Raw genomic sequence first — 20154 nt, forward strand, 5'->3', positions numbered from 1 at the left:
CCCGGATTTGATCCTAAAGACTCTCGCAATCCTGGTGCTTGCGGCGGCGCTCGAGGTGGGCGGAGACGCGCTCGTGCGGGTAGGACTTCGCGGCCCGGTCTACTGGCTCGCGGCGGGCGGACTCGTGCTTTTCGCTTACGGAGTGCTGGTCAATCTGAGCGGTCTCGATTTCAATCGGCTGATGGGAATCTACATCGCGGTCTTCTTCGTAGTGTCGCAGGTTATCTCGTTCATTTTTTTCAGGCAGATTCCCGACGACCGAATCCTGCTGGGCGGCGGCTTCATCGTAACCGGCGGCCTCCTGATTCTCCTGATGTCCTGACTGGGATTGTTCGCATTCAATAGGTTTCGCTCATTCCCTTGAGACGAAGCCGGCACGGAGCTTGACGCCTCATCCCAATTCTGGGATATTTTGCGGATGCTGACCAGAGGCAGCGGCAATGTGTTCCACGATCTCGGACTAGCGGACGCCGACGTGCTTCAGGCAAAAGCCGACCTGGTTTTCAAAATCTCCGCGATTATCAAGAAGCGAGGACGCAGCCAGGTCGAAGCTGCGCAGATCCTCCGCGTAACTCAGCCTAAAATATCTGCACTGCTCAGAGGGCGTCTCGACGGATTTTCGCTTGAGCGAATCATGCGGTTTCTAGCGGCACTTGACCAAAGGGTCGAGATCAAAGTTCGGCCGAAATCCCGGCGCGATCGGGCAGTGGCAGTGGCATAACCAACGGCCTCCTGATTCTCCTGATGACCTGACCGGGCGCGACCGGCGCGCTTACGGCTGGAGCACCGCGTTGTCGATTAGCCGCGTTTTGCCGACGCGCGCCGCTATCGCAATTAGAATCGGACGATCGAGCGAGGGATGGCGCGCGAGCGTCTCCGCATCCACTGCTTCGACGTACTCGATTGCGACGCCTTTCAGCCGGTTGAGCACTCGAGTCGCCGCAAACACTATTTCCTCGGCGCAGCATGCGCCCGCGCGATGCTTCTCGCGGGCTGCCCGGATCGCGAGGCTCAGCGCGAGCGCGTCTTCGCGCTCGGCGGGCGACAGGTAGGCGTTGCGCGAACTCATCGCGAGGCCGTCCTTCTCGCGCACTATCGGCACCGGGATAATTTCGACGTCGAAGTTCAGGTCACGAACCATCTGCTGGATCGCGCGCAACTGCTGAAAGTCCTTCTCGCCGAAAACCGCCAGATGCGGTTTGACGATGTTGAACAGCTTGGCGACCACCGTCGTCACGCCGCGGAAATGGCCGGGGCGATGCGCCCCGCACAGACCGCTGGTGATCTCGCCCGCTTCGACCCAGGTCTGCGCGTCGGTCGAGTACATCGCACTCGGCTCCGGCGCGAACACCACGTCCACCGCCGCGGTCTCGAGCATCGCGCAGTCGCGCTTGAAGTTGCGCGGATAGCGCGCGAAGTCCTCGCCGGGGCAGAACTGGGTGGGATTGACGAAAATCGACGCGACCAGAACCGAGGATTGCCGCCGGCCCTCGCGCATCAGCGCCAGATGCCCTTCGTGCAGAAACCCCATCGTGGGAACCAAAGCAATTCGTTTGCCGCTGGCGCGAGCGCTCTCGGCGAAGCGGGTCATCTCGCCGGGTGAAGTAATGACCATCATCGCGCCGCGCTCCTCGATTCGGCATAGCAATTCTCCGGCGCCGGAAACGCGTGCTCCTTCACTTCGCGTACGTAGCTGCTTGCGGCCGCCGCGGCCTCGTTCCACAAATGCGCGAACGGCTTGGCGAAGCGCGGCGCGCACGACTCGCCCAAGCCAAGCATGTCGTGCATAACGAGCACCTGGCCGTCGCAATCGGGCCCGGCGCCGATGCCGATAGTCGGGATAGCGACGTGGGCGGTAATCTCGCGCGCCAACGACGGCGGCACGCCCTCGACCACGATCGCGAATGCGCCCGCGGCTTCCAGTGCGGCGGCGTCTTCAAGCAGTCGTTCGCGGCATCCGGGAGCGCGGCCGGATTTGCGGCCTTGCACGCGATGCCCGCCCATCCGATGAACCGACTGCGGCGTCAGTCCGACGTGTCCCATCACGGGAATATCGACCGCCGTGATTCTCGCCACCGCTTCGGCTATCGCTACACCGCCTTCGAGCTTCACTGCCTCGGCGCCGCCTTCCTTGACCAGGCGGCCGGCGTTGCGCAACGCCTCTTCGGGACTTACCTGGTACGACAGGAACGGCATGTCGGCGACGACCAGCGCACGGCGTCGCGCGCGCGCTACCGCACGGGTGTGGTAGATGACCTCGTCGATGGTGACGGCCAGGGTGTTGGCCTCGCCGCGCACCACCATGGCGAGACTATCGCCGACGAGCAGCAGATCGACGCCGCAGTTGTCGAAGATTCTCGCAAATGGAAAGTCGTACGCCGTCAGCATCGTGATCGGCTGCCGCGCGGCCTTCATGCGCGCGAGATCGGGCACGCGAACTTTGTCTTGCGTCATATTCTCTCCCAATCGATCCTGTCGCTCCAACAAAATCGGGGCTGCCGCGTACCCGGCAACCCCGCATCAGAGCGACCTCGAATGAACGAGCGCTCGAATCACTCGGAGTCCCGGTCCAAACATCGGATCCAGGCGCGAGCAGACGCCAAATGTCATCGCCTCCGCACGGGAGGCACTCAACTCAACCCCGTCTCGCCGGAAAAATCTTCCTCGACGGACGAGTTCAACAATATAGAGAAAGTCGCCGGGCGCGTAAAGCTTGGGAAGCTCGATCAGTTGGTGGCTTGCAATACGTTGGCCGGCACCGGCATCGTCACCTGCAGGCGTTTGCCGTCGCGCACGACGCTTAAGTAGATCAACTCGCCCGGCTGAAGGTCGCGCATCCGGTCCTGAAAGTCGAGAAAGTTTGTCACCCGCGAGCCATCGACGCCGATGATCATGTCGTAGCTCTCGCCGACTTGCGCATAGTCAAGCACCGGCAGCAGCAGAATGGCGAATTGCCCGAACGGAACCATCGAGCTCGCGACCACCACACCGGTAAGCGCGTCATGGACGCCGTGACTGTAGGCATGTAAGCCGACCGCCGCGGCCGGGCTGCCCTTCGCGACGACCGTAATCAGCAAGCCGTCAGCCTCTTCGCCGGATTTGAGCGTGCGCTTTGCTTCACGCAATTGCATTCCGAATGGAGTCGAAAGCTCGCCCTCGCTGTCGAACTCCTGCAAGCTCCTGAGCTGCTCGGGCGGCATCCCGCTCTGCTCCTCCTGATAACGCAGGACTTCATTGCTCTGATAGGACGACTGCGAATCAGCAGGGCTCGGCTGCTGCTGCTGCGACGCGTCGGCAGGATTGGCGGGCGGAATCTCCGCGGTGCCGGGCTGCGCGCTGTCCATGTCGAGCGGCGTCGCAACGATGTTCGAGGTGCCGGCGGCGGTCGCGGAATCCGCGGATGGCGCGACGGCAGTACGCGGAGGCGAAGCCACAGGAGCTTCCGCGATCGGTGCGCCGGCGCCGGATCCCGCGGTTGAGGTTGACGCTGCTGCTGACGCGGCCGCCGTCTTCCACGTCTCGGAGGCTGTGGTTTCGGCGCCCGACTGCGCTGCCGCGGGCGCGCTTAAGAACGCAACCAGCAGCATCGCGGCGATCGATGCGCCAAAAGCGTGATGCATCCGCGCTTTGCTAACTGACACTCCAGCGCTTTTCATGCTCCACCACGCGGCCCTCTCGCTCGAGCTTTCGCAGATGAGAGCGGACCGAGCTTGCAGCGGCAAGATGCAGATACTCGGGAACGTCAACGTAGATCTTCTTCACGATCGCCATCACCTCGAGCGGTCCCGCACCGTCCGCGAGCGCCTCGAGCACCTGGCGTTCGCGCAATTCGCGATGCGCGATGTAGTCACGAATCTTCTCTTTCGGATTGCGGATGACCGGGCCGTGCGCCGGATAAATCGTCTCGAGCTCAAGCTCAAGCAAGCGCCTGAGCGAATCCATATACTCGCCGAGGTCGCCAGTATCGTCGGGAATGACTGTGGTACCTGCGCCCAGCACGACGTCCCCCGTGAACAATGCGCGCTCTTCCTCAAGATAATAGCACAAGTGATCGGGCGAGTGCCCGGGCGTAAATACCGCACGCAGGGTGGCGCCTTCGGTCTGAATTACGGCGCCATGGCCAATCGCGGAAATCGCGCCCGCGGGAGCATCGTGGCCCTCCCACGGCATCTTCAATACTTCCAGCTCGCCGAATCTTTCGATCACCTGGCGCACGCCTCCCAGATGATCGACGTGCGCATGAGTCAGGACGATCCGTTCGAGTTCGACACTGCCGGAGAGTTCCTTGAGCGCCGCTTCCAGCAGGTCGGCGTATATCGCCACCCCCTGGCCCGTGTCGAGCAGCAGCGGCCGCTTCGAGGTGCCAACTATGTAGGTGTTCGTGCCGGGTCCCGTAAACGGATTCGGATTCTGGCCGAGCACGGTCGCAACCCGCGGGGTGATCCGCGCGTAATCCGGCATCTTGAGTCCGATCATCGAATCGGTCACGACTCGCCCGGGCTTGCTCATCAAAGGTCCCTCAAGAACTAGCGCCGGTTGCGCTCAAAGATCAGCCTGAGCCCTTTCAACGTCAGAAACTCGTCCACCTCTTCAATCGTTTCGCTCTCGGGCGCGATAAGCTGGGCGAGACCGCCGGTCGCTATGATGCGCGCCTTTTCGCCGCGTTCCTTCAGGATGCGCCCGACCAGCCCGTCCACCAGCGCGGTGTAGCCGAAGATCAGCCCGGACTGAATCGAGCCGACCGTGGTGCGGCCGACGACCTCGCGCGGACGAACCAGCTCGACGCGATAGAGCTTCGCCGCGTGCTCGATCAACGCGTTCATCGAGACGCCCAGGCCCGGAGCGATCGCGCCGCCGGCGTACTCGCCCTTGCCGGTCACGTAGTCGAACGTGGTCGCGGTGCCAAAATCGACGACGATGGATGCGCATCCGTAGCGCTCGTAGGCGGCGACCGCGTTGACGATTCGGTCTGCGCCCACTTCCTTGGGATTCTCGTAGAGGATCGGCATCCCGGTTTTGATTCCAGGCCCCACTATCAGCGCGGCGCAATGGAAATAGCGCTCGGCGACTTGCTCCATCACCTGGTTCAGCGGCGGGACCACGCACGCGATCACAACCCCTTCAGGCCTGAGGACCCCCTCCAGCCCCGCCGCCGCCAACAGAGTGCTGAGCAGCGCGCCATGTTCATCGGTGGTGCGGTCGGGAACGGTCGAGATGCGCCAGTGATTGCGCAGGCGCTCGCCTTCGTAAATTCCAATCACGGTATCGGTGTTGCCGACGTCCACCGTTATCAGCATGACAAATCTCCGTCCGACCATCGCCGTCGAGTGCGGCGCAATCGGGCCAAGATAATAGCGCGTGAACTCAGTGCAAACGAAACGGCTGCCCAGGCGCCGTCAATGATGGAAGCCGAAATGATGCGGTCCGAACGACCCATGAGTCATCATCATCCCCATCGTCGGATTGCCCAACGGGTGGTTGAACCCGGGCATCCAGGGAGAATTCATCAACAGGCCGGGACTCAGTGGCGGGCGCGCGGCCTGCATCATCGGGTTGCTCATCGCCGCGAAGGGCGACGCGGATAATTGCCACGGCCTGTTCATCGTTCCCGCCACGACAATCACCGTGGAACCATACACCGCGTTGGGAACCCCGTAAGCCGGCTGGTTCTGGTAATCGGCGAGCGTGCCCCAATCCTGATTGGACGAGCTGGCGTCTGCCGTGTCGTCATCGAGAGATGCCGGCGCACCCGGCGACGACGCATTGATACCCTCGCCGCCGGCGGCGTCCTCATCGCTGCCATCGGCGCAGGCGACTGGGACGTCGTCGGTGGCGCACGCCGCCTGGGGAATCTCCAGGACCTTGTCGGCCGTTTCCACGTCGGCATCGAGGTCAGGTCCGGGTCCTGCCAAACTGACGTCGGCCACCGCGGCGGAATCCTCGGCATCCTGCGAAAACGCTGCGCGCGCGTTCACCAGGACGGTCATCGCGAACGCTGCGAATATCGCAACGATCAATCGCGCCGGCCGCGTGCTCATAATTCGAACCTACCACTCGATTCGTCGAGTGCCAAGGCGAACGCCGCGATGCGCTTGCGCGGAGGTTTGCACGCTGGCCGCCAGCGGCTAAGATTCCGCCCTATGTCGGAAGCAAAAGTCGCATTGGTAACCGGCGCAGGCCGCGGCATCGGCCGCGACATCGCGCTTCGAATGGCAAAAGAAGGCTACGCGGTCGGGCTGATCGCCCGCACCAAGTCGCAGCTCGACGAAACCGCCGAATTAATTCGCGCCCAGGGCGGCAAGGCAGTCGTGACCCCGACCGACGTCGCGCGCCGCGATCAGGTCATCGCCGCAGTCGAGACCGTCGAGCGCGAACTCGGACCGATCTCCGTGTTGATCAACAACGCGGGCGCCTATCTGCGCAAGCGCTTCACCGAAATCACCGAAGAGGATTTCGACTTCCAGCTCAAGGTCAACGCCTACGGACCGTTCTTCTGCACCCAGGCCGTCATCGGCAAGATGGCCGAGCGCAAGGCCGGCACCGTGATTTTCGTGCTGGGATCGGAATCGCGCAGCGGACCGGCGCAATACTCCGCCTACAACGCGTCGAAGCTGGCGCAGCGCGCGATCGCCGAGTCTGTCGCCTACGAGTTCATGCATCTCGGCGTGCATGCTGCCGCGCTCGACGTGGACGGCGCCGTGGACAGTGCGCGAGTGCGGGAGTCGATGCCCGAGGTTGACCCGGCGCACTTCGTTCCGCCCGCGGCGATATGCGACGAGATCGTCCATCTGATCGATCAGTCGAAAAGCGCGTGGACGTTCCAGGTCGATCTGCGATCGTTCGTGCAATGGCGTCCGCGCGTCGCGCCGAAGAAAAAGAGCTGATTCACTGCTCCCGCTCGTCCGCGGATGGGTGTGGTCTTGGCGGCAGCGAAAATATAATGTTCCCAGCGTCGGGGTGTGGCGCAGACTGGTAGCGCACTCGCTTGGGGTGCGAGTGGTCGCCGGTTCAAATCCGGCCACCCCGACCAACTAACCCTCTTTGCGATAACCGAGTCCGCGCGCTCTCCTGCGCTGACGATCGATTGAAATAGCCACCCCACGTTTCATCCTCAGCCGCTTCCCGCCAAAAAACCCTCCTTCAATTGCCTCGTCGCGCGAATCGACAACGGCAATTTCCGCCAGAGACGTAAATCTTGATTGCGCCGCGGCGCGGGCTCTATTAGCCTCATTGATGTAGTATCGGATGGCTTCCCCGTTGAACCTGGGGAAAAGAAAATGAACAAGCACGCGGGAAAAGCACGGATCGGCGCGGTAGCGTTCGTGGCTGCGGCCGCGTTTGCGATTGTCGGCCTTCATAGTTCTTCAGGGCGCGCCGACCCCACCCCGACGCCGACCCCGATGCTTTACGTTACCGACGGCCACACCAACGCCGTGACGGCTTATCCCGCCGCCAGCACCGGCGACGTCTCCCCCGGCGCCGCCATCACCGGCTTGAGTTCGCCACAAGGCGTCGCGCAGGATTCCAGTGGCAACATCTATGTGGCCAATGACAGCCCCGCCAGCGTGGTCGTCTATCCAGCCGGCAGCACCGGCGACGCCGCCCCGAGCGCCACGATCAGCGGATCCGACACCGGCCTGAAGGATCCTCTCGGCATCGCCGTGGATTCCAGCGGCAACATCTATGTGACGGACACCGGTAACAATTCATGTGGCGGCCCCGCCAGGGTGTTTGTCTATGCGGCCGGGAGCACTGGCAACGTCTCCCCCATCGCCACCATCAGCAGTTCGGCGATGTCCTGCCCAACCGATATCACGCTCGATTCCAGCGACAACATATATGTAGCCGACGAAAACGGCGTGCTTGTCTATGCGGCGGGGAGCACCGGCGACGCCACCCCCAGCGCGACCATCCCCAGCTACGGAACCAGCGACCAGCTGACGTACCCAATCGGCATCGCGCTGGATTCCAGCGATAACATCTATGTGACGGCCTCCTTCTTCGGCGGTGTGTTTGTCTATTCGGCCGGAAGCAACGGCGACGTCCCTCCCATCGCCAATCTCCCCGGCTACGGGGCCAACGACGGCCTGCTGTGGCCATACGGCATTGCGGTGGATTCCAGCGGCAACATTTATGTGGCGGACTTCTACGCCGCCAGCGTGTTTGTCTACCCGCCGGGGAGCAACGGCGACGTCGCGCCGGCCGCGACCATCAGCGGTTCGCAGACAGAATTATCCGCGCCTATGTACATCGCCCTCCTGCCCGGGGATGCCTCGCCGGCGGCGACGCCGACACCGGCGACCGTGATATCGGTTAATGCTTCGCTCTCATTCGGCAGCGAACCCGTCGGCCATACGGTCACAAAGGACTTGACCCTCAAGAATACCGGCCGCGAGGTGCTGTTCGTGACCAGCGTGTCATCCAGCGATCCTGTCGAGCTCGATGCGGGCGCCTCGACCTGCCCGTCGGCCGGCATCGGTCTGGCGCCGGGCTCGACTTGCACGACCATCGTCAGCTTCACGCCGGGCGCGTCCGGCAAGCGCGGCGCAACCCTCACGCTCCACGACAACGCGGGGATGGGCGAGCAGAAAGTGGCGCTGTCGGGGACGGGATTGGCCGACGTGGCGGTATCGCCCGACCGGATCGCTTACGGCACGGTCAAGTTGAGCGCAAAGAAAAGCAAGAAGGTCAAGGTGAAGAACGCGCAGCCGGTGGCGGTGACGCTCAGCAAGAGCATCACCGGGACCAATGCGGGCGACTTCACAGTGACGGGGGGGACGTGCAGCGGCACGCTCGCGGCCAAGTCGAGCTGCACCTGCATCGTGACTTTCACGCCGGGCGGCGCTGGCGCGCGCTCAGCGACGCTCAGTGTCACGGCGAGCCCCGACCCGCAAAGCCCGTATAATGTGAGCCTGACCGGCACCGGCTCCTAGCCGCCGCACGCAGTGCGCGTGCTCGCCGGTTCAAATCCCGCCCCCCCCCGACCAAATCAGAACCACCTTGGATCAGTGAATCATTCGCTCCGCGTGCTGACGAGGAACGCTGCGGCTCGCATCTATAAAGACCCCCGGATCGACTCCAAAGCGCGCGGCAAGCGCCTGAATTTGCCGCACGTTGAGACGGCGGCGGCCAGCCAAGACTTCGGAGACTACGCCCTGGCTGCCGACCGCGGGCAGATCCTTTTGAGTGAGGCCGTGCTGCTCCATCAGGAAGCGAAGCACCTCGATGCCGGAAGCTTCCGGCAGGCCGTGCTGCTCCCGGTCGTACGCCTCGATCAGCACGCTTACGGTTTCGATCAGGCGATAACGCGGGTCTTTGGGATGGTCGCCAACGTCGTCCACCAGCGAGTTGAGGCGCTCGACCGCCGCGTCGTACTCGCGCTCAGTACGGATGGCAAGAAAAGGTTCCAGCGAATCGGGTTTCTTCAGAGTCCGAATGGCAGTCCGAGTCTTCATTCTTTCAGGCTGCCCGTAGTTTAAGGACGGGCCGCGAGTCTGTGGCCTTCGCGAAGCGCAGTAGCGTCTTGACGCTGGGTAACTGAGCGCCACTCTCAAGCCGTGCTATGGCCGATTGAGTCGTACCCATGCGATGCGCCAGTTGGGCCTGTGTGAAACCAGCGCGAACGCGCGCGGCGATCAGTTCGCGTGCAAGAGCGAATTCTTCGTTCAATGCGGCGTAGGCCGTCCGGACTTCGCGGTCCGCCAGCATCTTCTTCTTCACAGAATCCAGCCCCCTGCTCATGGTGTGATCTCCCTCATTCTCCTGCGGCTCGCGATGGTTCTGGCTGTCGCCCCGCGGCGCGATCAAGTGCTGCGCCTGCAATCCGCCTGTGCACCTGAGCCTTGCCGAAGCATGGGTCCAAAGCCGCGAGCCGGACGGCCGCGTCCCCGGCGAGATTCTCTCTCTACTTCACCTCACGAGCCCGCCGCAATGAGCGATCTTCGCCCCGGCCGCCGGTATCAAATGCGCTGCGAGATACTTGGACGGCTCGTTAGTTATCGTCCGCCGTATGCGCCGGAGTTCCCGGCACCCGGCTGCGTAACGATGTATCCGCCGCCCGGTTGCGGGTTATAGTAAGTAGGCGGCTGGTAGATTCGGGCGCCCGGCTGGGTCGCGATGTAACCGCCGCCAGGCTGGGGATTGACGTAAACGGGAGGCTGATAGGTTGGCGCGCCGGGCTGGGTGATGATATAGCCGCCGCCAGGCTGGGGATTGATGTAGGTTGGCGGGTTGTATTGGACTGTCCAAAACAGGGCGAGCCCGCCGAGAATGAGTGTTGCGTGTCTCATCTTTTCCGTTCCTCCTCGTTTTCTTTAGTCAGTTCGTCCACTCCCTATGCCGCTCCGTCGTGCGCCAGCTCGCGATGCAGATCCGCCGCGTGCACCCGACAGACTATCGCGCGCGCGCGCGAGGGCAACGCAACCACGTGTCGTCGGCCTGACCGCGATACGCCCGAACGTACACCGAAGATCGTGCGGTGCCTAGAACTGACTCCGGCGAGACCCGAGCGGCTTAGCCCTGAAAAACGCCGAGAGATTGCCCAAAAAGCCGCCCAGAAACGCTGGTCGAAGTAAACGCCTTTTACCGTTTACAGACTAGCTTACAGACTAGCGATGAACTGTTCGCGGGCTTTCACATACGCCTCGTAAAACCTTTTCGCAGCAGGATCACTTTTCTGCTCAGCCGTTAGGGGGGGCGGTTCGGGCGGAAGTACGTCTTTGCGGAGCGGAATTTTTCCGGTCTGTTCTTCCATGGCTTCGACTTGAATACGGAGCCAGAAAAGCGCGAGTTTCGCCTGCGCCCAAGGAATAGTGACGGCGAGGTGCTGTTTTACGATAGTTGCACCAGATGCCTGATCAAGTTGGCCAAAAATGACCTTTAAATCCCATGCACTTGGCTCAAACGATACGCCATTTGCGTAAGATGAAGCGAAGTTTTCCGTACGCTCGAATCGTGTAGCTGGCTGTGCCTTTGCTTCGTCTGGCATTAGTATACTCCCATCTTTGGCAAATCACCTTCACCATGTCCGAATTCTTTTTGTTTATACTCAGACAAATAAATTATCTTCGCGCCGAAAGCTTGTTTCTGAATTGTCTTCGTTGGATCAGGTACTGCTCCCGCGTTTTGCATGACCGGAACCGATGTTGTTGTTGCCCCAGAGCCTCGACGCGCTTCTAAAGCGAGTTCGAGTTGAATTGCGGCTAGCGATTCCCCTCTATTCTGCTTCTTAGCTGGACGTGCAGCAGCGGAGGATGAAGCATGCGCTCTTATTGCCTCGACCTCTTTGCGAACCGCCCGGCGTACCACCGCTTCCAGACGCGCGCCCTGGATATATTCGCGCAGCGCGGCATTGATCATCGTCTGGTAGTTCCCACCGCCAGCGCGATCCACGATGTTCTGGAAATGCTCGATGACATCGTTGTCGAGGCGAATCGTTATTCGAGTCTTTCCCGGCGCCGTAGGCACAACCGGGCCACGCTTGGCCTTGCTGAAATCGTATTCCCTTTTCATCTGTGTTTTCCCTCGTACTGCGACCGCTCCCGTCGCGTCGCCTTGCGCGCCGAAATGATTCTGATTCCAGTGCCGCGAACTGCGTAAACTACCACCAGAATCCTTCCGAGCGAGTCCATGCCAAGGGCAACAAAGCGGTCTTCCAGAGCACTGTCGTCTGGCATGCTCAGCGCTGCATGGTCCTCAAGCACGGCAACAGCTTCTGCGAAGCGGACTCCGTGCTTGCGAAGATTGCTGGCTGCCTTGTTCGGATCCCACTCAAATTCCACTACTGCAACGCCTGTGCATATTTGTACACCAGATTATCCCACGCGTCCACCCGTGCCTGAGACCCGCGAGTGATTTCCGGACCCCTGCCCGCCCCGCGCGCGGCGTGCGCGTTTTTGACAATCTCGGCAGCTTGATCGTATAGTCGCGTTGGGCTGGGGGTGTGCGTTACGCACTGAGATCCTGCGGGAACCCCTCGAACCTGATCCGGGTAATGCCGGCGTAGGGAAGCCGACAGCGCAACCTTCACGGTTGCGCCCGGGCCGCTTCCCAATACGAGGGAAGCGGCTCAAAAATGTCGGACTCCATCGCAACCGCAATCACACTCAACGGCGACCCGTACCCTCTCGACGCCGACATCCCCCTGACCGCCCTGCTCGAACGCCTCAACATGCGCCGCAGCCGCGTGGCCGTCGAGCTCAACCGCGAGATCGTGCCCAGGGCCAGCTACGATGAGACGATTGTAAGGGCGGGCGACCGTGTCGAGATAATCAACTTCGTCGGCGGCGGATAACCACCGCCCGCAAGGCAGTGAAAGTAAATATGCAGGACACTCCATTTGAACTGGGCGGGATGAAATTCAACTCGCGCCTGATCGTCGGCACCGGCAAGTATCGCGACTTCGCCGAGACCAGGGCTGCCGTCGAAGCCAGCGGCGCCGAAATAGTGACCGTCGCGGTGCGCCGCGTGAACATCACCGATCGCGGCAAGGAAAATCTGCTCGACTATCTCGATCCCAAGCGCTACCAGATTCTTCCCAACACCGCCGGATGCTTCACCGCCGACGAGGCGGTTCGCACCTGCCGCCTCGCGCGCGAGGTCGGCGTGGGCGATCTCGTCAAGCTCGAGGTGATCGGCGACACCCGGACCCTGTTTCCCGATGTCGCCGCGACGATCGAAGCGGCCCGCGTGCTGGTCAAGGAGGGATTCAAGGTGATGCCGTATGTCACCGACGATCCGGTGACTTGCCTGAGGCTCCAGGAGATCGGATGCGTGGCGGTGATGCCGCTGGCGGCGCCGATTGGCTCGGGCCTGGGAATCCGCAATCCGTTCAACCTCGCGATCATCATCGAGCAGGCGAAGGTCCCGGTGATCGTCGATGCGGGCGTGGGGACCGCCTCCGACGCCGCCGAGGCGATGGAATTCGGATGCGACGGCGTGCTGATGAACACCGCGATCGCGGGCGCGAAGGATCCTCTTGCGATGGCGCGTGCGATGAAGCTCGCGGTCGAGGCGGGGCGCCTGGCGTTTCGCGCCGGCCGAATCGAGCGCAGGCTCTACGCGACCGCCTCCAGCCCGCTGACCGGCCTGATCGGGTAGCCAGCCTTGTCGTCGCGGCCGCGCGTCAGCTTTCGACTTTATCTGATCACCGATCGCCGCGCCGTCCGCAGCGGCGATCTCATCTCGGCGTGCGAAGCCGCGCTGACCGTGGCGCGGGCAGCCGCGCCGCCCGGAACCGTCGCATTGCAACTCCGCGAAAAAGATTTATCCGCGCGCGCTCTCTACGAACTGGCGCTGCGCCTTCGCGCAATTTGCTCGCGCGCCGGTGCGCCGCTGATCGTCAACGATCGCGTCGATGTGGCAATCGCCGCGGATGCCGACGGGGTTCATCTTCCCGCCGATTCCATCGGCGTCAGCATGGCGCGCAAGCTGCTCGGGCCCGACCGACTCATCGGAGTGTCGACTCACTCGCCCCCCGACGTAGCCGGCGCCGCGCGCGAAGGCGCCGACTTTGCGGTTTTCGGCCCGGTCTTCGATCCGCTATCCAAGCCGGCCGCCGGATCCGCGTGGGGTGCGAGCGGCCTTCGGGCGGCATGCGGCGCGGGCGCAATCCCGGTCTTCGCCCTCGGCGGCATCACGCCCGATCGCACGCGCGAATTGTTTGCATCGCCCGATCCGGCCGCGCGGCCCGCAGGAGTCGCGTCGATCGGAGCGATATTTGGCGCCGATTCGCCGGCCCTGGCTACTGCGGCGATGCTGTCGGCGCTTGACCCGTCGTGGACTCGCCGGCAATGACCGACTTTGCGGCATCGAGGAGAGTATCCGGCCGCGGCAGTTCACGATAATAGCGCGACGTAAAAATCCATCGCACGAAGCCATTTCGATCGACGATAAAAAATGCCGGTATCGCGTTGTCGGGCTCGGCGTTGCGATGATGTTGCACGAGACCGAGCGGTGCGAGGATCGATTCGCCGCTGTCGCTCAGCAGCGGGATTTTCGTGCGGAGAAATCCCGCGAGCATCTTCGACCTCTCGATGGGATCGGCGCTGATGGCAAGCGTATCGATGCCGGCGCGGCGAAAATCCCCGGCACGTGCGGTCAGTTCGGCGAGCTCGAACCGCGCGAACGGGCAATAGTCTCCGCGATAGATGTAAACTAAAGTTGCGCGCGCGTCGGAAGCCGCCGGTCCGCGCCGGATCGAGTTGTTCTGATCGACGAGCGCGAAACTTGGGAATCGCTGTCCGACCGCGAGCTTCAGCGTGAAGGGCGGATTCAGCGTCCCGCGCATTGCGTAGCTGACGAATCGGCCGCCGCCCGCTCCAACGACGATGCACGCCAGGAATGCGAGCAGCCCGAATCCGAGTTTGGCGTGCGGCGAATCGAGTCCCAGCGCGAGGCGCAACCCCGCAATCGAGAGCACTATCGCAGCCGCCGCGATCGCGAACGCGGGCCACGGAATTCGTTCGTGAATGCCCATCCACGGCACCGACCAGAACGACACCAGCACATATTCATAGAGGCCGAAGCCGCACGCGATCAGGATGACCGCGCCAATCGCCCGCATTGGCTGAAATGGCGGGACGACCCAGGGCTCGTCGTACAACTCCGGCGCGCCCGCGTCGTCCACGCCCGGACCGCGCGGTTCCGAGGTGGCCATCAGTTGAGCCTTTGCAGCATCGTCGGGTTGAATGAGGAATGAGGTTGAATCAAAAATGTTCCGGCTCGTGTTCGCGGCGATTGTCGCGTTCAAGCTGCAAGGTCAGATGGTGGATGTTGAACTTGGTCTGCAGCAGGTGGCACATCTCGGCGAGCACTCGATCGCGATCCGCGTCCGCCGCGACCACCGCGTGCGCCGACAGCGCGATCTGCCTGGTGGTCAGACACCAGACGTGAAGGTCGTGAACTTCTTCGGTACCGCTGACGGCCAGCAGGTCGCTGCGCATTTCGTCGAGATCAATATGCGACGGCACCGATTCCATCAGGACGTCCACGCCCTCGCGCACCAGACCCCACGAACCGTACAGCACCAGGCATCCGATCAATATGCTCACGGCGGGATCGGCCTGCGTCCATCCGGTGAAATAGTTGAGCGCGCCGGAAGCGAGCACGCCCACCGAGCCGACGAGATCGGAGATGACGTGCACGAACACCGCGCGGATAGCCATCCCACGCCTTGGGCCGCCGGACGCGTCGGTCGAGGTCATCCACGCGGAGAAGGCATTCACGCCGATTCCGACGATCGCGACAGCCATCACGCCCAGCCCTGAAACCGGGCGCGGGTTTCGCAGCCGGCCGGCCGCTTCGATCCAGATGAAGACCACCAGCAGCCAGAGAAAAAGTCCGTTGAGCAACGCGCCGAGGATTTCCGCGCGAAGATAGCCGTAGGTTTTCGCCGACGATGCGGGCCGCGTCGATATCCACAGCGTCAGCAGCCCCAGGCACAACGCGGCGATGTCGGTGAGCATGTGGACCGCGTCGGAAAGCAGCGCCAGGCTGCCCGTCAGATAGCCGCCGACGAGTTCGGTGACGAAATAGACCGACGTGACGCCGAGGACAACTAGCAGGCGGCGCCGATCGGAATCCGCAGCCGCACGCGGTTCGCGATTATCTATCGGGCTCCGCATCGCTTAATCATAGTGGACCAGCGAGAAGCAGTTGACCGGCGCCAGGCGCTCGCGTCCCTTGAGCGCGTCGAGCTCGACCACGAACGCGCATCCGATCACATTGCCACCGATCTTTTGCACCAGTTGCAGCGCCGCAGCAGCCGTGCCGCCCGTCGCCAGCAGGTCGTCGACCAGCAGCACGCGACCCAGGCCTTCGAGCGCGTCCTGATGCATCTGCAGCGACGCACTGCCGTACTCGAGGTCGTAGGCCTGATCCACAGTATTGGATGGAAGCTTGCCGGGCTTGCGAGCAATCGCGAAGCCGACGCCCAATCGATACGCCACGGGCGCGCCGACGATGAAGCCGCGCGACTCGATTCCGAGCACGACGTCCACTTTGCCGAGGTAAGGCTGCGCCAACTGATCGACTACCGCGGCGAAACCGCGCGCGTCGGCGATTAGCGGGGTGAAGTCCCTGAACATTATTCCGGGCTTGGGAAAGTCCGGGACGTTACGAATCAGTTTCTTGATTTCTTCGATGGTCATGGTTGATTCCGTCGCACTGGTTTCGGGCAGGCCCGCGGGCGACGGTCAAAGATACTAGCTGCCGCCGGCCGCGGCAAAGCTGATTCCGCCGGAGGATGTCGGCTCGGGCAGATAGGCGAGCGGGTCTTTGGCAACGTTGTCGTGGCGCACCTCGAAGTGGAGATTGGCTCCGGTAGTGCGCCCGGTGCGCCCGATTTCCCCGATCTCCTGCCCGCGCGCGACCCGATTGCCCTCGTTGACCAGGTTGCGCTCGTTGTGAGCGTACACCGTAGCGTATTCGTCGTCGTGACGAATGATCACCGCGTTGCCGTAGCCGTGGAGCGTACCCGAAAAAATCACCACGCCGCTGTCGGCGGCATAGACGGGAGTGCCGGCCGGCGCCGCGATATCGACGCCGTCGTGCATCGCGCCGTTACGGATTCCGAATCCCGACGACACCACGCCTTTTGACACGGGCCACTGGAATTGGCGCGACGCCCGCTCGCCGGTGTACGGATGTACCCCTCGGGACGCAGTCCCGATCGACGCGGCCCGATACGCGCCCGGGATCGTCAGCACCTGGCCGACGCGCAGCTCGCGTGGATCGCTGAGTCCATTGGCCACCATCAAGCGCCCGACGCTGACGCCGTATTCATTCGCGATATGGTAAAGGGTCTCGCCCGCGACGACGACGTGCGTGACCGGGACTTGCGCACCGGCGGGAGCGTAGGTCGAAGGCGGCGAGCCGCCAACGCATCCCGCCAGCGCGAGCGACGCAGCGAGCGCGATCGCCACGCGCGCGCGCGAAATCCACCGCGTCCCTGTCATCCGCTGCGCGATCACATCATCCGCCGTCCGTCACCACCGCTACCCGCCGCACCGCATCCTGCGAGCCGCGCGAATCCCGCGCGCTAAGCTTGAAAGCCGTGCTTGCCCGTCATCTTTACGAATCGGCACTCGCCGAAATATTCCTCGCTCCAATGTCCGGTCTTGCGGCTGATACGCACCAGGGTCTGGAGTTCATCTTCGCCAATCGGCGCGATCAATCGCCCATCCGCGGTCAATTGATTCAGCAGCGGAAGAGCAATTCCGGGCATCGCCGCCGTCACCATCACGACGTCGAAGGGCGCCTCCTCGGGCCATCCATCCGAACCGTCGGCGCATCGAAGATAGACATTGCTGAAGCCCATCGAGTTGAGAAGCGCGCGGGCGCGATCGTGAAGATGCGCGTTGCACTCGACGGAATAGACGGTGCGCGCCAGACGCGCGAGCACCGCAGCCTGATAACCTGAACCGGTGCCAATTTCCAGAACTTTCTCCGTGCCCTGGAGCTCGGCGACCTCGCTCATGAGCGCAACCATGTAGGGTTGCGAAATAGTCTGAGAGTCGCCGATTGGCAGAGGACCGTCATCGTAGGCGTGCTCGTGAAGTTCCGCGGGAAGGAACCGATGACGGGGGATAGCGCGCATCGCGGCGAGCACGCGCGGATCTTTTATCCCGCGGCGTTCGAGTTGTTCGAGCACCATCCGCTCGCGCGCGTTTTCGAGATCGGTCGCCATAGCCGCCGCTATTATACAGATACGCCGGGCAACGATTAAGGTATCCGAGCAGGCTTGCCGAGGCGGAGAATTCCGTCATTTCCGGTGCGCGGGAGATGACAGAATGCCGTTTTTCGATTCAGCAGGCCTCAAAAGTGCTCGTTTCAGCCAATCCGAGTTTTGTGAAAAATAGCGGCGCGACGAATATGTTTATGACGCCGGCGATAACGTAGCGAATGTACTGCAACAGGTATCCCAGGACCGAGAAGTCATCGGCTATTGCTCCGAAAACCTTATCGAGAAGGACCAGTGACACCAGCACCATGGCAACGGATATCGCGAATCGCAGGATTTTCGCCGGTAGCGTGGAGCTTCCGGGATCGAAGTTCACAGTGCTCAACTCAATGGGGCGGCCAATGACGATACCCGTCAAGAATCCTGCATAGCCCAAAAATGCGCGGGGCTGGCCGTCGATGCGCCAGCCGTTGATAGCTATGGTGGCGAGCCAGAGAATCAAGCTTGAGGCAACAACGATCGCCACTTGATACTTATATGACAGCTTATCCCATCCCTCGCTGATTTCGTCAGCGCGTTTTATCGCCACCAGGGCGACGAGCAGTCCAATCACCCAACCAATGAGAATGTCCCCGGGATAGTGGACACCGAGGTAGGGGCGCGAAAATCCAGTGGCAAGAATCGCCAGGACTGCGATGACTCTGACGACGGGATTTTCGACAAACGCATAGAGATAAGAGTAGAAAGCCGAACCGGCCATGGCGTGACCAGAGGGCGTTGAATACTCCGTCGCAATTGCTTTCGCATTCTCGGTTGATACCGCCCACTTCTGGAGATAGGTGCCTTCATGGACGAATGGCCGAGGATTCTTGATGGTTATCTTCAGGACGTGATTGAGACACATCGTCAGCAGCAGCAATACCGCAAGCCGGACAGCCAGCGTCTTATCGAACATGACGTAGATTAGTGTCACGATCAGGATGTATCCCTCGACTTGCCCGGCGAAACTGGCAAGCAGAAATAATTTCGTGAGAAGAACATTCCTGTGGTCTACCAGGAATTGCATCACAGCCATGTTGAATGTCAGTTGAGCCATGATTCCTGCTTCGTGGGTCTGGCGGCGCGACGGCGATGACGGGGGACCGTGCGCATCGCGGCGAGCACGCGCGGATCTTTTATCCCGCGGCGTTCGAGCTGCTCGAGCACTATCCGCTCGCGCACATTTTCGAGATCAATCGCCATTGCCGGCGTCATTTTATAGATACGCCGGCCAACGGTTAAGGTATCGCGAGCGGGCCGTGCAAATTCCTCGGCCCTTCGGCCAGGCGCGTGATTTCCGAACTGACAGGTATTTAGCTGGTCGAGGTGGCCGGACTTGAAGCGGCGACTACTGACACGGCAAGCGAAAGCGACGAAAACTTCTGCTCATCTCTGGGAAGCTCGCCAGCACCTCGTCGCTTCGCAGCATGCGGAGGCTTCAGGCCTGGCGCAGGACGAACAGCACCAGCCACACGAGCAGAATCGTCCCGATCAGGCCGCTGGGCATGTAACCCCATTGGCTACTGAAAGAATGAATCGGAAGCGCGCCGAATAGTGCCAGTACAATTACTACGAGCAGAATCGTATATAGCATTTATTTTTCGAGACCTCGCGACTTACTAGCGCTTGTTGTCGTGATTGATCGCCGCAACCGCCTTGTCGATCGTCTTTCCGATCGCATCCTTGACGTTGCCGGTGGCTTGATCCAACTTGCCGCGATTTTTCAGCTTGCGATCATTAGTCAATACGCCAGCCGCTTCTTCGACGCGTCCCTTAACCTTGTCAGTTGTTCCACTCATTGGTTTTTCTCCTTTTATTGAACCGAAATTCCGATTTTGTGCGATTTTACTTGTTAGCTGCGGACGCCGGCGGTTCGATTACCACCGGTATGGGCAACGGTCCGTCCGACAAGCTTCGGTCCATTGAACCGATGCGCCCCCAATCCTCACGCTGCCAGTGCTCCAGAATCACGCGCGTCGACCACCAAACCACGACGAACACGGCCAGCGATACCAGCAAGGTGGAAATGGCGCCGTTGAGGCTGAGCACTTCCTGGTAGCGGCCGGATACGGAGCGGCGAAAGGAATCCGCTTCGACGAGATATCCGGTGACGGGCGTGAGCGCATTGGCAACAAAGCTCGCGAAGATCGAGTACGCGAAGCCGGCGGTCACTCCGGCCAGCAAGCTCAATTTTCCCGCGCTGGCTGATAGATTGGCGGATACAAGGTAGCGACGAGGTTGCGCCATGCGGGCCTCCTCAAGCCTTGCGATCATGCAAATGGCGTTGGTCTAGCAAAACGTGGTCAAAGGCGAGCGGAAGGGCCACTGTAGAACTGGATCAAGTCGGGACTCGACTCTTATATCGATTCCGGCTTTCTCTACTTTGAACTAGCAATTTACTAGTGTCAACCGAGGAAAATATAATCATCTGAGAA

The 20154-nt window shown here is 61.8% G+C and carries 28 protein-coding genes, 1 tRNA gene, 1 pseudogene and 1 riboswitch; of the genes and pseudogenes, 9 read left to right on the forward strand and 21 right to left on the reverse strand.

The window, feature by feature from the left end; translation table 11 throughout:
• The first annotated feature begins 7 nt into the window (after positions 1-7).
• Both ABSB13_RS08190 and ABSB13_RS08195 read left to right on the forward strand, forming a co-directional pair.
• Entirely contained in the window at positions 8-322 is a 315-nt protein-coding gene (locus tag ABSB13_RS08190; RefSeq protein WP_428107310.1) for a hypothetical protein, read from the forward strand.
• 96 nt (positions 323-418) lie between these two features.
• Complete coding sequence (locus ABSB13_RS08195) at positions 419-721, forward strand: helix-turn-helix domain-containing protein (RefSeq protein WP_428107311.1); 303 nt, start codon at positions 419-421, stop codon at positions 719-721.
• A 51-nt stretch (positions 722-772) separates the two neighbouring features.
• Here ABSB13_RS08195 and panC read toward each other — a convergent pair whose 3' ends face one another.
• The 6 genes from panC to ABSB13_RS08225 all read right to left on the reverse strand — a co-directional run bounded on the left by panC (position 773) and on the right by ABSB13_RS08225 (position 6038).
• Complete coding sequence (gene panC, locus ABSB13_RS08200; RefSeq protein ID WP_428107313.1) at positions 773-1618, reverse strand: pantoate--beta-alanine ligase; 846 nt, start codon at positions 1616-1618, stop codon at positions 773-775.
• Positions 1615-2454 (reverse strand): 3-methyl-2-oxobutanoate hydroxymethyltransferase, encoded by an 840-nt coding sequence (gene panB / locus ABSB13_RS08205; protein WP_428107315.1) that lies wholly within the window; start codon positions 2452-2454, stop codon positions 1615-1617. Before panB ends, panC begins: the two co-directional genes overlap by 4 nt.
• Positions 2455-2726: 272 nt before the next feature.
• A complete protein-coding gene (locus ABSB13_RS08210; protein ID WP_428107317.1) occupies positions 2727-3641 on the reverse strand; it encodes a PDZ domain-containing protein in 915 nt (304 codons plus the stop codon).
• Positions 3631-4509, reverse strand: a complete 879-nt coding sequence (locus ABSB13_RS08215; protein ID WP_428107318.1) for an MBL fold metallo-hydrolase — start codon at positions 4507-4509, stop codon at positions 3631-3633. Before ABSB13_RS08215 ends, ABSB13_RS08210 begins: the two co-directional genes overlap by 11 nt.
• A 17-nt stretch (positions 4510-4526) precedes the next feature.
• Positions 4527-5297, reverse strand: a complete 771-nt coding sequence (locus ABSB13_RS08220; protein WP_428107319.1) for a type III pantothenate kinase — start codon at positions 5295-5297, stop codon at positions 4527-4529.
• A 99-nt stretch (positions 5298-5396) separates the two neighbouring features.
• Entirely contained in the window at positions 5397-6038 is a 642-nt protein-coding gene (locus ABSB13_RS08225; protein WP_428107321.1) for a hypothetical protein, read from the reverse strand.
• 102 nt (positions 6039-6140) lie between these two features.
• Between ABSB13_RS08225 and ABSB13_RS08230 the strand changes: the two genes are divergently transcribed.
• The 3 genes from ABSB13_RS08230 to ABSB13_RS08240 all read left to right on the forward strand — a co-directional run bounded on the left by ABSB13_RS08230 (position 6141) and on the right by ABSB13_RS08240 (position 8933).
• Complete coding sequence (locus ABSB13_RS08230) at positions 6141-6884, forward strand: SDR family NAD(P)-dependent oxidoreductase (protein ID WP_428107322.1); 744 nt, start codon at positions 6141-6143, stop codon at positions 6882-6884.
• Between the two features lie 69 nt (positions 6885-6953).
• A tRNA-Pro gene (locus ABSB13_RS08235) sits at positions 6954-7030 on the forward strand.
• A 247-nt stretch (positions 7031-7277) separates the two neighbouring features.
• Positions 7278-8933, forward strand: a complete 1656-nt coding sequence (locus ABSB13_RS08240) for a choice-of-anchor D domain-containing protein (RefSeq protein WP_428107324.1) — start codon at positions 7278-7280, stop codon at positions 8931-8933.
• 72 nt (positions 8934-9005) lie between these two features.
• Here ABSB13_RS08240 and ABSB13_RS08245 read toward each other — a convergent pair whose 3' ends face one another.
• From ABSB13_RS08245 to ABSB13_RS08270, 6 genes and pseudogenes are all read right to left on the reverse strand, one after another.
• Positions 9006-9455 carry a helix-turn-helix domain-containing protein gene (locus tag ABSB13_RS08245; RefSeq protein ID WP_428107325.1) on the reverse strand — a complete coding sequence of 150 codons (450 nt, stop codon included), beginning with the start codon at positions 9453-9455 and terminating at the stop codon, positions 9006-9008.
• 4 nt (positions 9456-9459) lie between these two features.
• On the reverse strand, positions 9460-9741 hold the full coding sequence (locus ABSB13_RS08250; protein ID WP_428107327.1) for a helix-turn-helix transcriptional regulator: 282 nt from the start codon (positions 9739-9741) through the stop codon (positions 9460-9462).
• Between the two features lie 254 nt (positions 9742-9995).
• Positions 9996-10289 carry a hypothetical protein gene (locus tag ABSB13_RS08255; RefSeq protein ID WP_428107329.1) on the reverse strand — a complete coding sequence of 98 codons (294 nt, stop codon included), beginning with the start codon at positions 10287-10289 and terminating at the stop codon, positions 9996-9998.
• Between the two features lie 311 nt (positions 10290-10600).
• Positions 10601-10987 (reverse strand): hypothetical protein, encoded by a 387-nt coding sequence (locus tag ABSB13_RS08260; RefSeq protein ID WP_428107330.1) that lies wholly within the window; start codon positions 10985-10987, stop codon positions 10601-10603.
• Positions 10988-11268: 281 nt separating this feature from the next.
• Positions 11269-11511: pseudogene (locus ABSB13_RS08265) on the reverse strand (BrnA antitoxin family protein); the annotation flags it as partial.
• Complete coding sequence (locus ABSB13_RS08270) at positions 11508-11780, reverse strand: BrnT family toxin (RefSeq protein WP_428107332.1); 273 nt, start codon at positions 11778-11780, stop codon at positions 11508-11510. The gene ABSB13_RS08270 and the pseudogene ABSB13_RS08265, both read right to left, overlap by 4 nt.
• Before the next feature lie 145 nt (positions 11781-11925).
• A riboswitch (TPP riboswitch) is annotated at positions 11926-12024 on the forward strand.
• Positions 12025-12073: 49 nt separating this feature from the next.
• Between ABSB13_RS08270 and thiS the strand changes: the two genes are divergently transcribed.
• The 3 genes from thiS to thiE are packed head-to-tail and all read left to right on the forward strand — an operon-like array spanning position 12074 to position 13794.
• A complete protein-coding gene (gene thiS, locus ABSB13_RS08275; protein WP_428107333.1) occupies positions 12074-12292 on the forward strand; it encodes a sulfur carrier protein ThiS in 219 nt (72 codons plus the stop codon).
• A gap of 29 nt (positions 12293-12321) precedes the next feature.
• Entirely contained in the window at positions 12322-13098 is a 777-nt protein-coding gene (locus ABSB13_RS08280) for a thiazole synthase (protein ID WP_428107335.1), read from the forward strand.
• Between the two features lie 6 nt (positions 13099-13104).
• Positions 13105-13794 (forward strand): thiamine phosphate synthase, encoded by a 690-nt coding sequence (gene thiE, locus ABSB13_RS08285; RefSeq protein ID WP_428107337.1) that lies wholly within the window; start codon positions 13105-13107, stop codon positions 13792-13794.
• On the opposite strand, the gene ABSB13_RS08290 is transcribed toward thiE, so the two are convergent.
• From ABSB13_RS08290 to ABSB13_RS08315, 6 genes are all read right to left on the reverse strand, one after another.
• The gene (locus ABSB13_RS08290; RefSeq protein WP_428107339.1) at positions 13742-14656 is read right to left on the reverse strand and encodes a redoxin domain-containing protein; all 915 of its coding nucleotides are present in this window, start codon (positions 14654-14656) and stop codon (positions 13742-13744) included. The two genes, thiE and ABSB13_RS08290, sit on opposite strands and share 53 nt — an antisense overlap.
• A gap of 49 nt (positions 14657-14705) precedes the next feature.
• Complete coding sequence (locus ABSB13_RS08295; protein WP_428107341.1) at positions 14706-15623, reverse strand: cation diffusion facilitator family transporter; 918 nt, start codon at positions 15621-15623, stop codon at positions 14706-14708.
• A gap of 3 nt (positions 15624-15626) precedes the next feature.
• A complete protein-coding gene (locus ABSB13_RS08300; RefSeq protein WP_428107343.1) occupies positions 15627-16148 on the reverse strand; it encodes an adenine phosphoribosyltransferase in 522 nt (173 codons plus the stop codon).
• A 54-nt stretch (positions 16149-16202) separates the two neighbouring features.
• On the reverse strand, positions 16203-16955 hold the full coding sequence (locus ABSB13_RS08305; RefSeq protein WP_428107344.1) for a peptidoglycan DD-metalloendopeptidase family protein: 753 nt from the start codon (positions 16953-16955) through the stop codon (positions 16203-16205).
• Positions 16956-17038: 83 nt separating this feature from the next.
• A complete protein-coding gene (locus ABSB13_RS08310; protein WP_428107345.1) occupies positions 17039-17686 on the reverse strand; it encodes a protein-L-isoaspartate(D-aspartate) O-methyltransferase in 648 nt (215 codons plus the stop codon).
• Between the two features lie 118 nt (positions 17687-17804).
• The gene (locus tag ABSB13_RS08315) at positions 17805-18776 is read right to left on the reverse strand and encodes a phosphatase PAP2 family protein (protein ID WP_428107346.1); all 972 of its coding nucleotides are present in this window, start codon (positions 18774-18776) and stop codon (positions 17805-17807) included.
• A gap of 35 nt (positions 18777-18811) precedes the next feature.
• Between ABSB13_RS08315 and ABSB13_RS08320 the strand changes: the two genes are divergently transcribed.
• Positions 18812-18961 carry a hypothetical protein gene (locus ABSB13_RS08320; protein WP_428107347.1) on the forward strand — a complete coding sequence of 50 codons (150 nt, stop codon included), beginning with the start codon at positions 18812-18814 and terminating at the stop codon, positions 18959-18961.
• A gap of 196 nt (positions 18962-19157) precedes the next feature.
• Here ABSB13_RS08320 and ABSB13_RS08325 read toward each other — a convergent pair whose 3' ends face one another.
• From ABSB13_RS08325 to ABSB13_RS08335, 3 genes are read right to left on the reverse strand one after another with little or no spacing between them, the layout of a single operon-like run.
• A complete protein-coding gene (locus ABSB13_RS08325) occupies positions 19158-19313 on the reverse strand; it encodes a DUF3309 family protein (protein WP_428107349.1) in 156 nt (51 codons plus the stop codon).
• Between the two features lie 25 nt (positions 19314-19338).
• Positions 19339-19518: a CsbD family protein gene (locus tag ABSB13_RS08330; protein WP_428107350.1), complete on the reverse strand. Its 180-nt coding sequence runs from the start codon at positions 19516-19518 to the stop codon at positions 19339-19341.
• Positions 19519-19564: 46 nt separating this feature from the next.
• Positions 19565-19993, reverse strand: coding sequence for a hypothetical protein (locus tag ABSB13_RS08335; RefSeq protein WP_428107351.1), 429 nt, complete (start codon positions 19991-19993; stop codon positions 19565-19567).
• Positions 19994-20154: the final 161 nt, after the last annotated feature.

This window comes from Binatus sp. (SeqCode), from assembly GCF_050013435.1.
Classification (GTDB): domain Bacteria; phylum Desulfobacterota; class Binatia; order Binatales; family Binataceae; genus Binatus.

Bases quoted from the DNA above. Each gene is read 5' to 3' on its own strand.
- ABSB13_RS08240 (WP_428107324.1), top strand. From the start codon at position 7,278: ATGAACAAGCACGCGGGAAAAGCACGGATCGGCGCGGTAGCGTTCGTG.
- thiS (WP_428107333.1), top strand. From the start codon at position 12,074: ATGTCGGACTCCATCGCAACCGCAATCACACTCAACGGCGACCCGTAC.
- ABSB13_RS08195 (WP_428107311.1), top strand. From the start codon at position 419: ATGCTGACCAGAGGCAGCGGCAATGTGTTCCACGATCTCGGACTAGCG.
- ABSB13_RS08295 (WP_428107341.1), bottom strand. From the start codon at position 15,623: ATGCGGAGCCCGATAGATAATCGCGAACCGCGTGCGGCTGCGGATTCC.
- ABSB13_RS08330 (WP_428107350.1), bottom strand. From the start codon at position 19,518: ATGAGTGGAACAACTGACAAGGTTAAGGGACGCGTCGAAGAAGCGGCT.
- ABSB13_RS08290 (WP_428107339.1), bottom strand. From the start codon at position 14,656: ATGGCCACCTCGGAACCGCGCGGTCCGGGCGTGGACGACGCGGGCGCG.
- ABSB13_RS08225 (WP_428107321.1), bottom strand. From the start codon at position 6,038: ATGAGCACGCGGCCGGCGCGATTGATCGTTGCGATATTCGCAGCGTTC.
- ABSB13_RS08305 (WP_428107344.1), bottom strand. From the start codon at position 16,955: ATGACAGGGACGCGGTGGATTTCGCGCGCGCGCGTGGCGATCGCGCTC.
- panB (WP_428107315.1), bottom strand. From the start codon at position 2,454: ATGACGCAAGACAAAGTTCGCGTGCCCGATCTCGCGCGCATGAAGGCC.
- ABSB13_RS08320 (WP_428107347.1), top strand. From the start codon at position 18,812: ATGACGGGGGACCGTGCGCATCGCGGCGAGCACGCGCGGATCTTTTAT.
- ABSB13_RS08250 (WP_428107327.1), bottom strand. From the start codon at position 9,741: ATGAGCAGGGGGCTGGATTCTGTGAAGAAGAAGATGCTGGCGGACCGC.
- ABSB13_RS08335 (WP_428107351.1), bottom strand. From the start codon at position 19,993: ATGATCGCAAGGCTTGAGGAGGCCCGCATGGCGCAACCTCGTCGCTAC.
- ABSB13_RS08260 (WP_428107330.1), bottom strand. From the start codon at position 10,987: ATGCCAGACGAAGCAAAGGCACAGCCAGCTACACGATTCGAGCGTACG.
- ABSB13_RS08255 (WP_428107329.1), bottom strand. From the start codon at position 10,289: ATGAGACACGCAACACTCATTCTCGGCGGGCTCGCCCTGTTTTGGACA.
- ABSB13_RS08280 (WP_428107335.1), top strand. From the start codon at position 12,322: ATGCAGGACACTCCATTTGAACTGGGCGGGATGAAATTCAACTCGCGC.
- ABSB13_RS08315 (WP_428107346.1), bottom strand. From the start codon at position 18,776: ATGGCTCAACTGACATTCAACATGGCTGTGATGCAATTCCTGGTAGAC.
- ABSB13_RS08220 (WP_428107319.1), bottom strand. From the start codon at position 5,297: ATGCTGATAACGGTGGACGTCGGCAACACCGATACCGTGATTGGAATT.
- ABSB13_RS08310 (WP_428107345.1), bottom strand. From the start codon at position 17,686: ATGGCGACCGATCTCGAAAACGCGCGCGAGCGGATGGTGCTCGAACAA.
- ABSB13_RS08325 (WP_428107349.1), bottom strand. From the start codon at position 19,313: ATGCTATATACGATTCTGCTCGTAGTAATTGTACTGGCACTATTCGGC.
- ABSB13_RS08215 (WP_428107318.1), bottom strand. From the start codon at position 4,509: ATGAGCAAGCCCGGGCGAGTCGTGACCGATTCGATGATCGGACTCAAG.
- panC (WP_428107313.1), bottom strand. From the start codon at position 1,618: ATGATGGTCATTACTTCACCCGGCGAGATGACCCGCTTCGCCGAGAGC.
- ABSB13_RS08230 (WP_428107322.1), top strand. From the start codon at position 6,141: ATGTCGGAAGCAAAAGTCGCATTGGTAACCGGCGCAGGCCGCGGCATC.
- ABSB13_RS08245 (WP_428107325.1), bottom strand. From the start codon at position 9,455: ATGAAGACTCGGACTGCCATTCGGACTCTGAAGAAACCCGATTCGCTG.
- ABSB13_RS08300 (WP_428107343.1), bottom strand. From the start codon at position 16,148: ATGACCATCGAAGAAATCAAGAAACTGATTCGTAACGTCCCGGACTTT.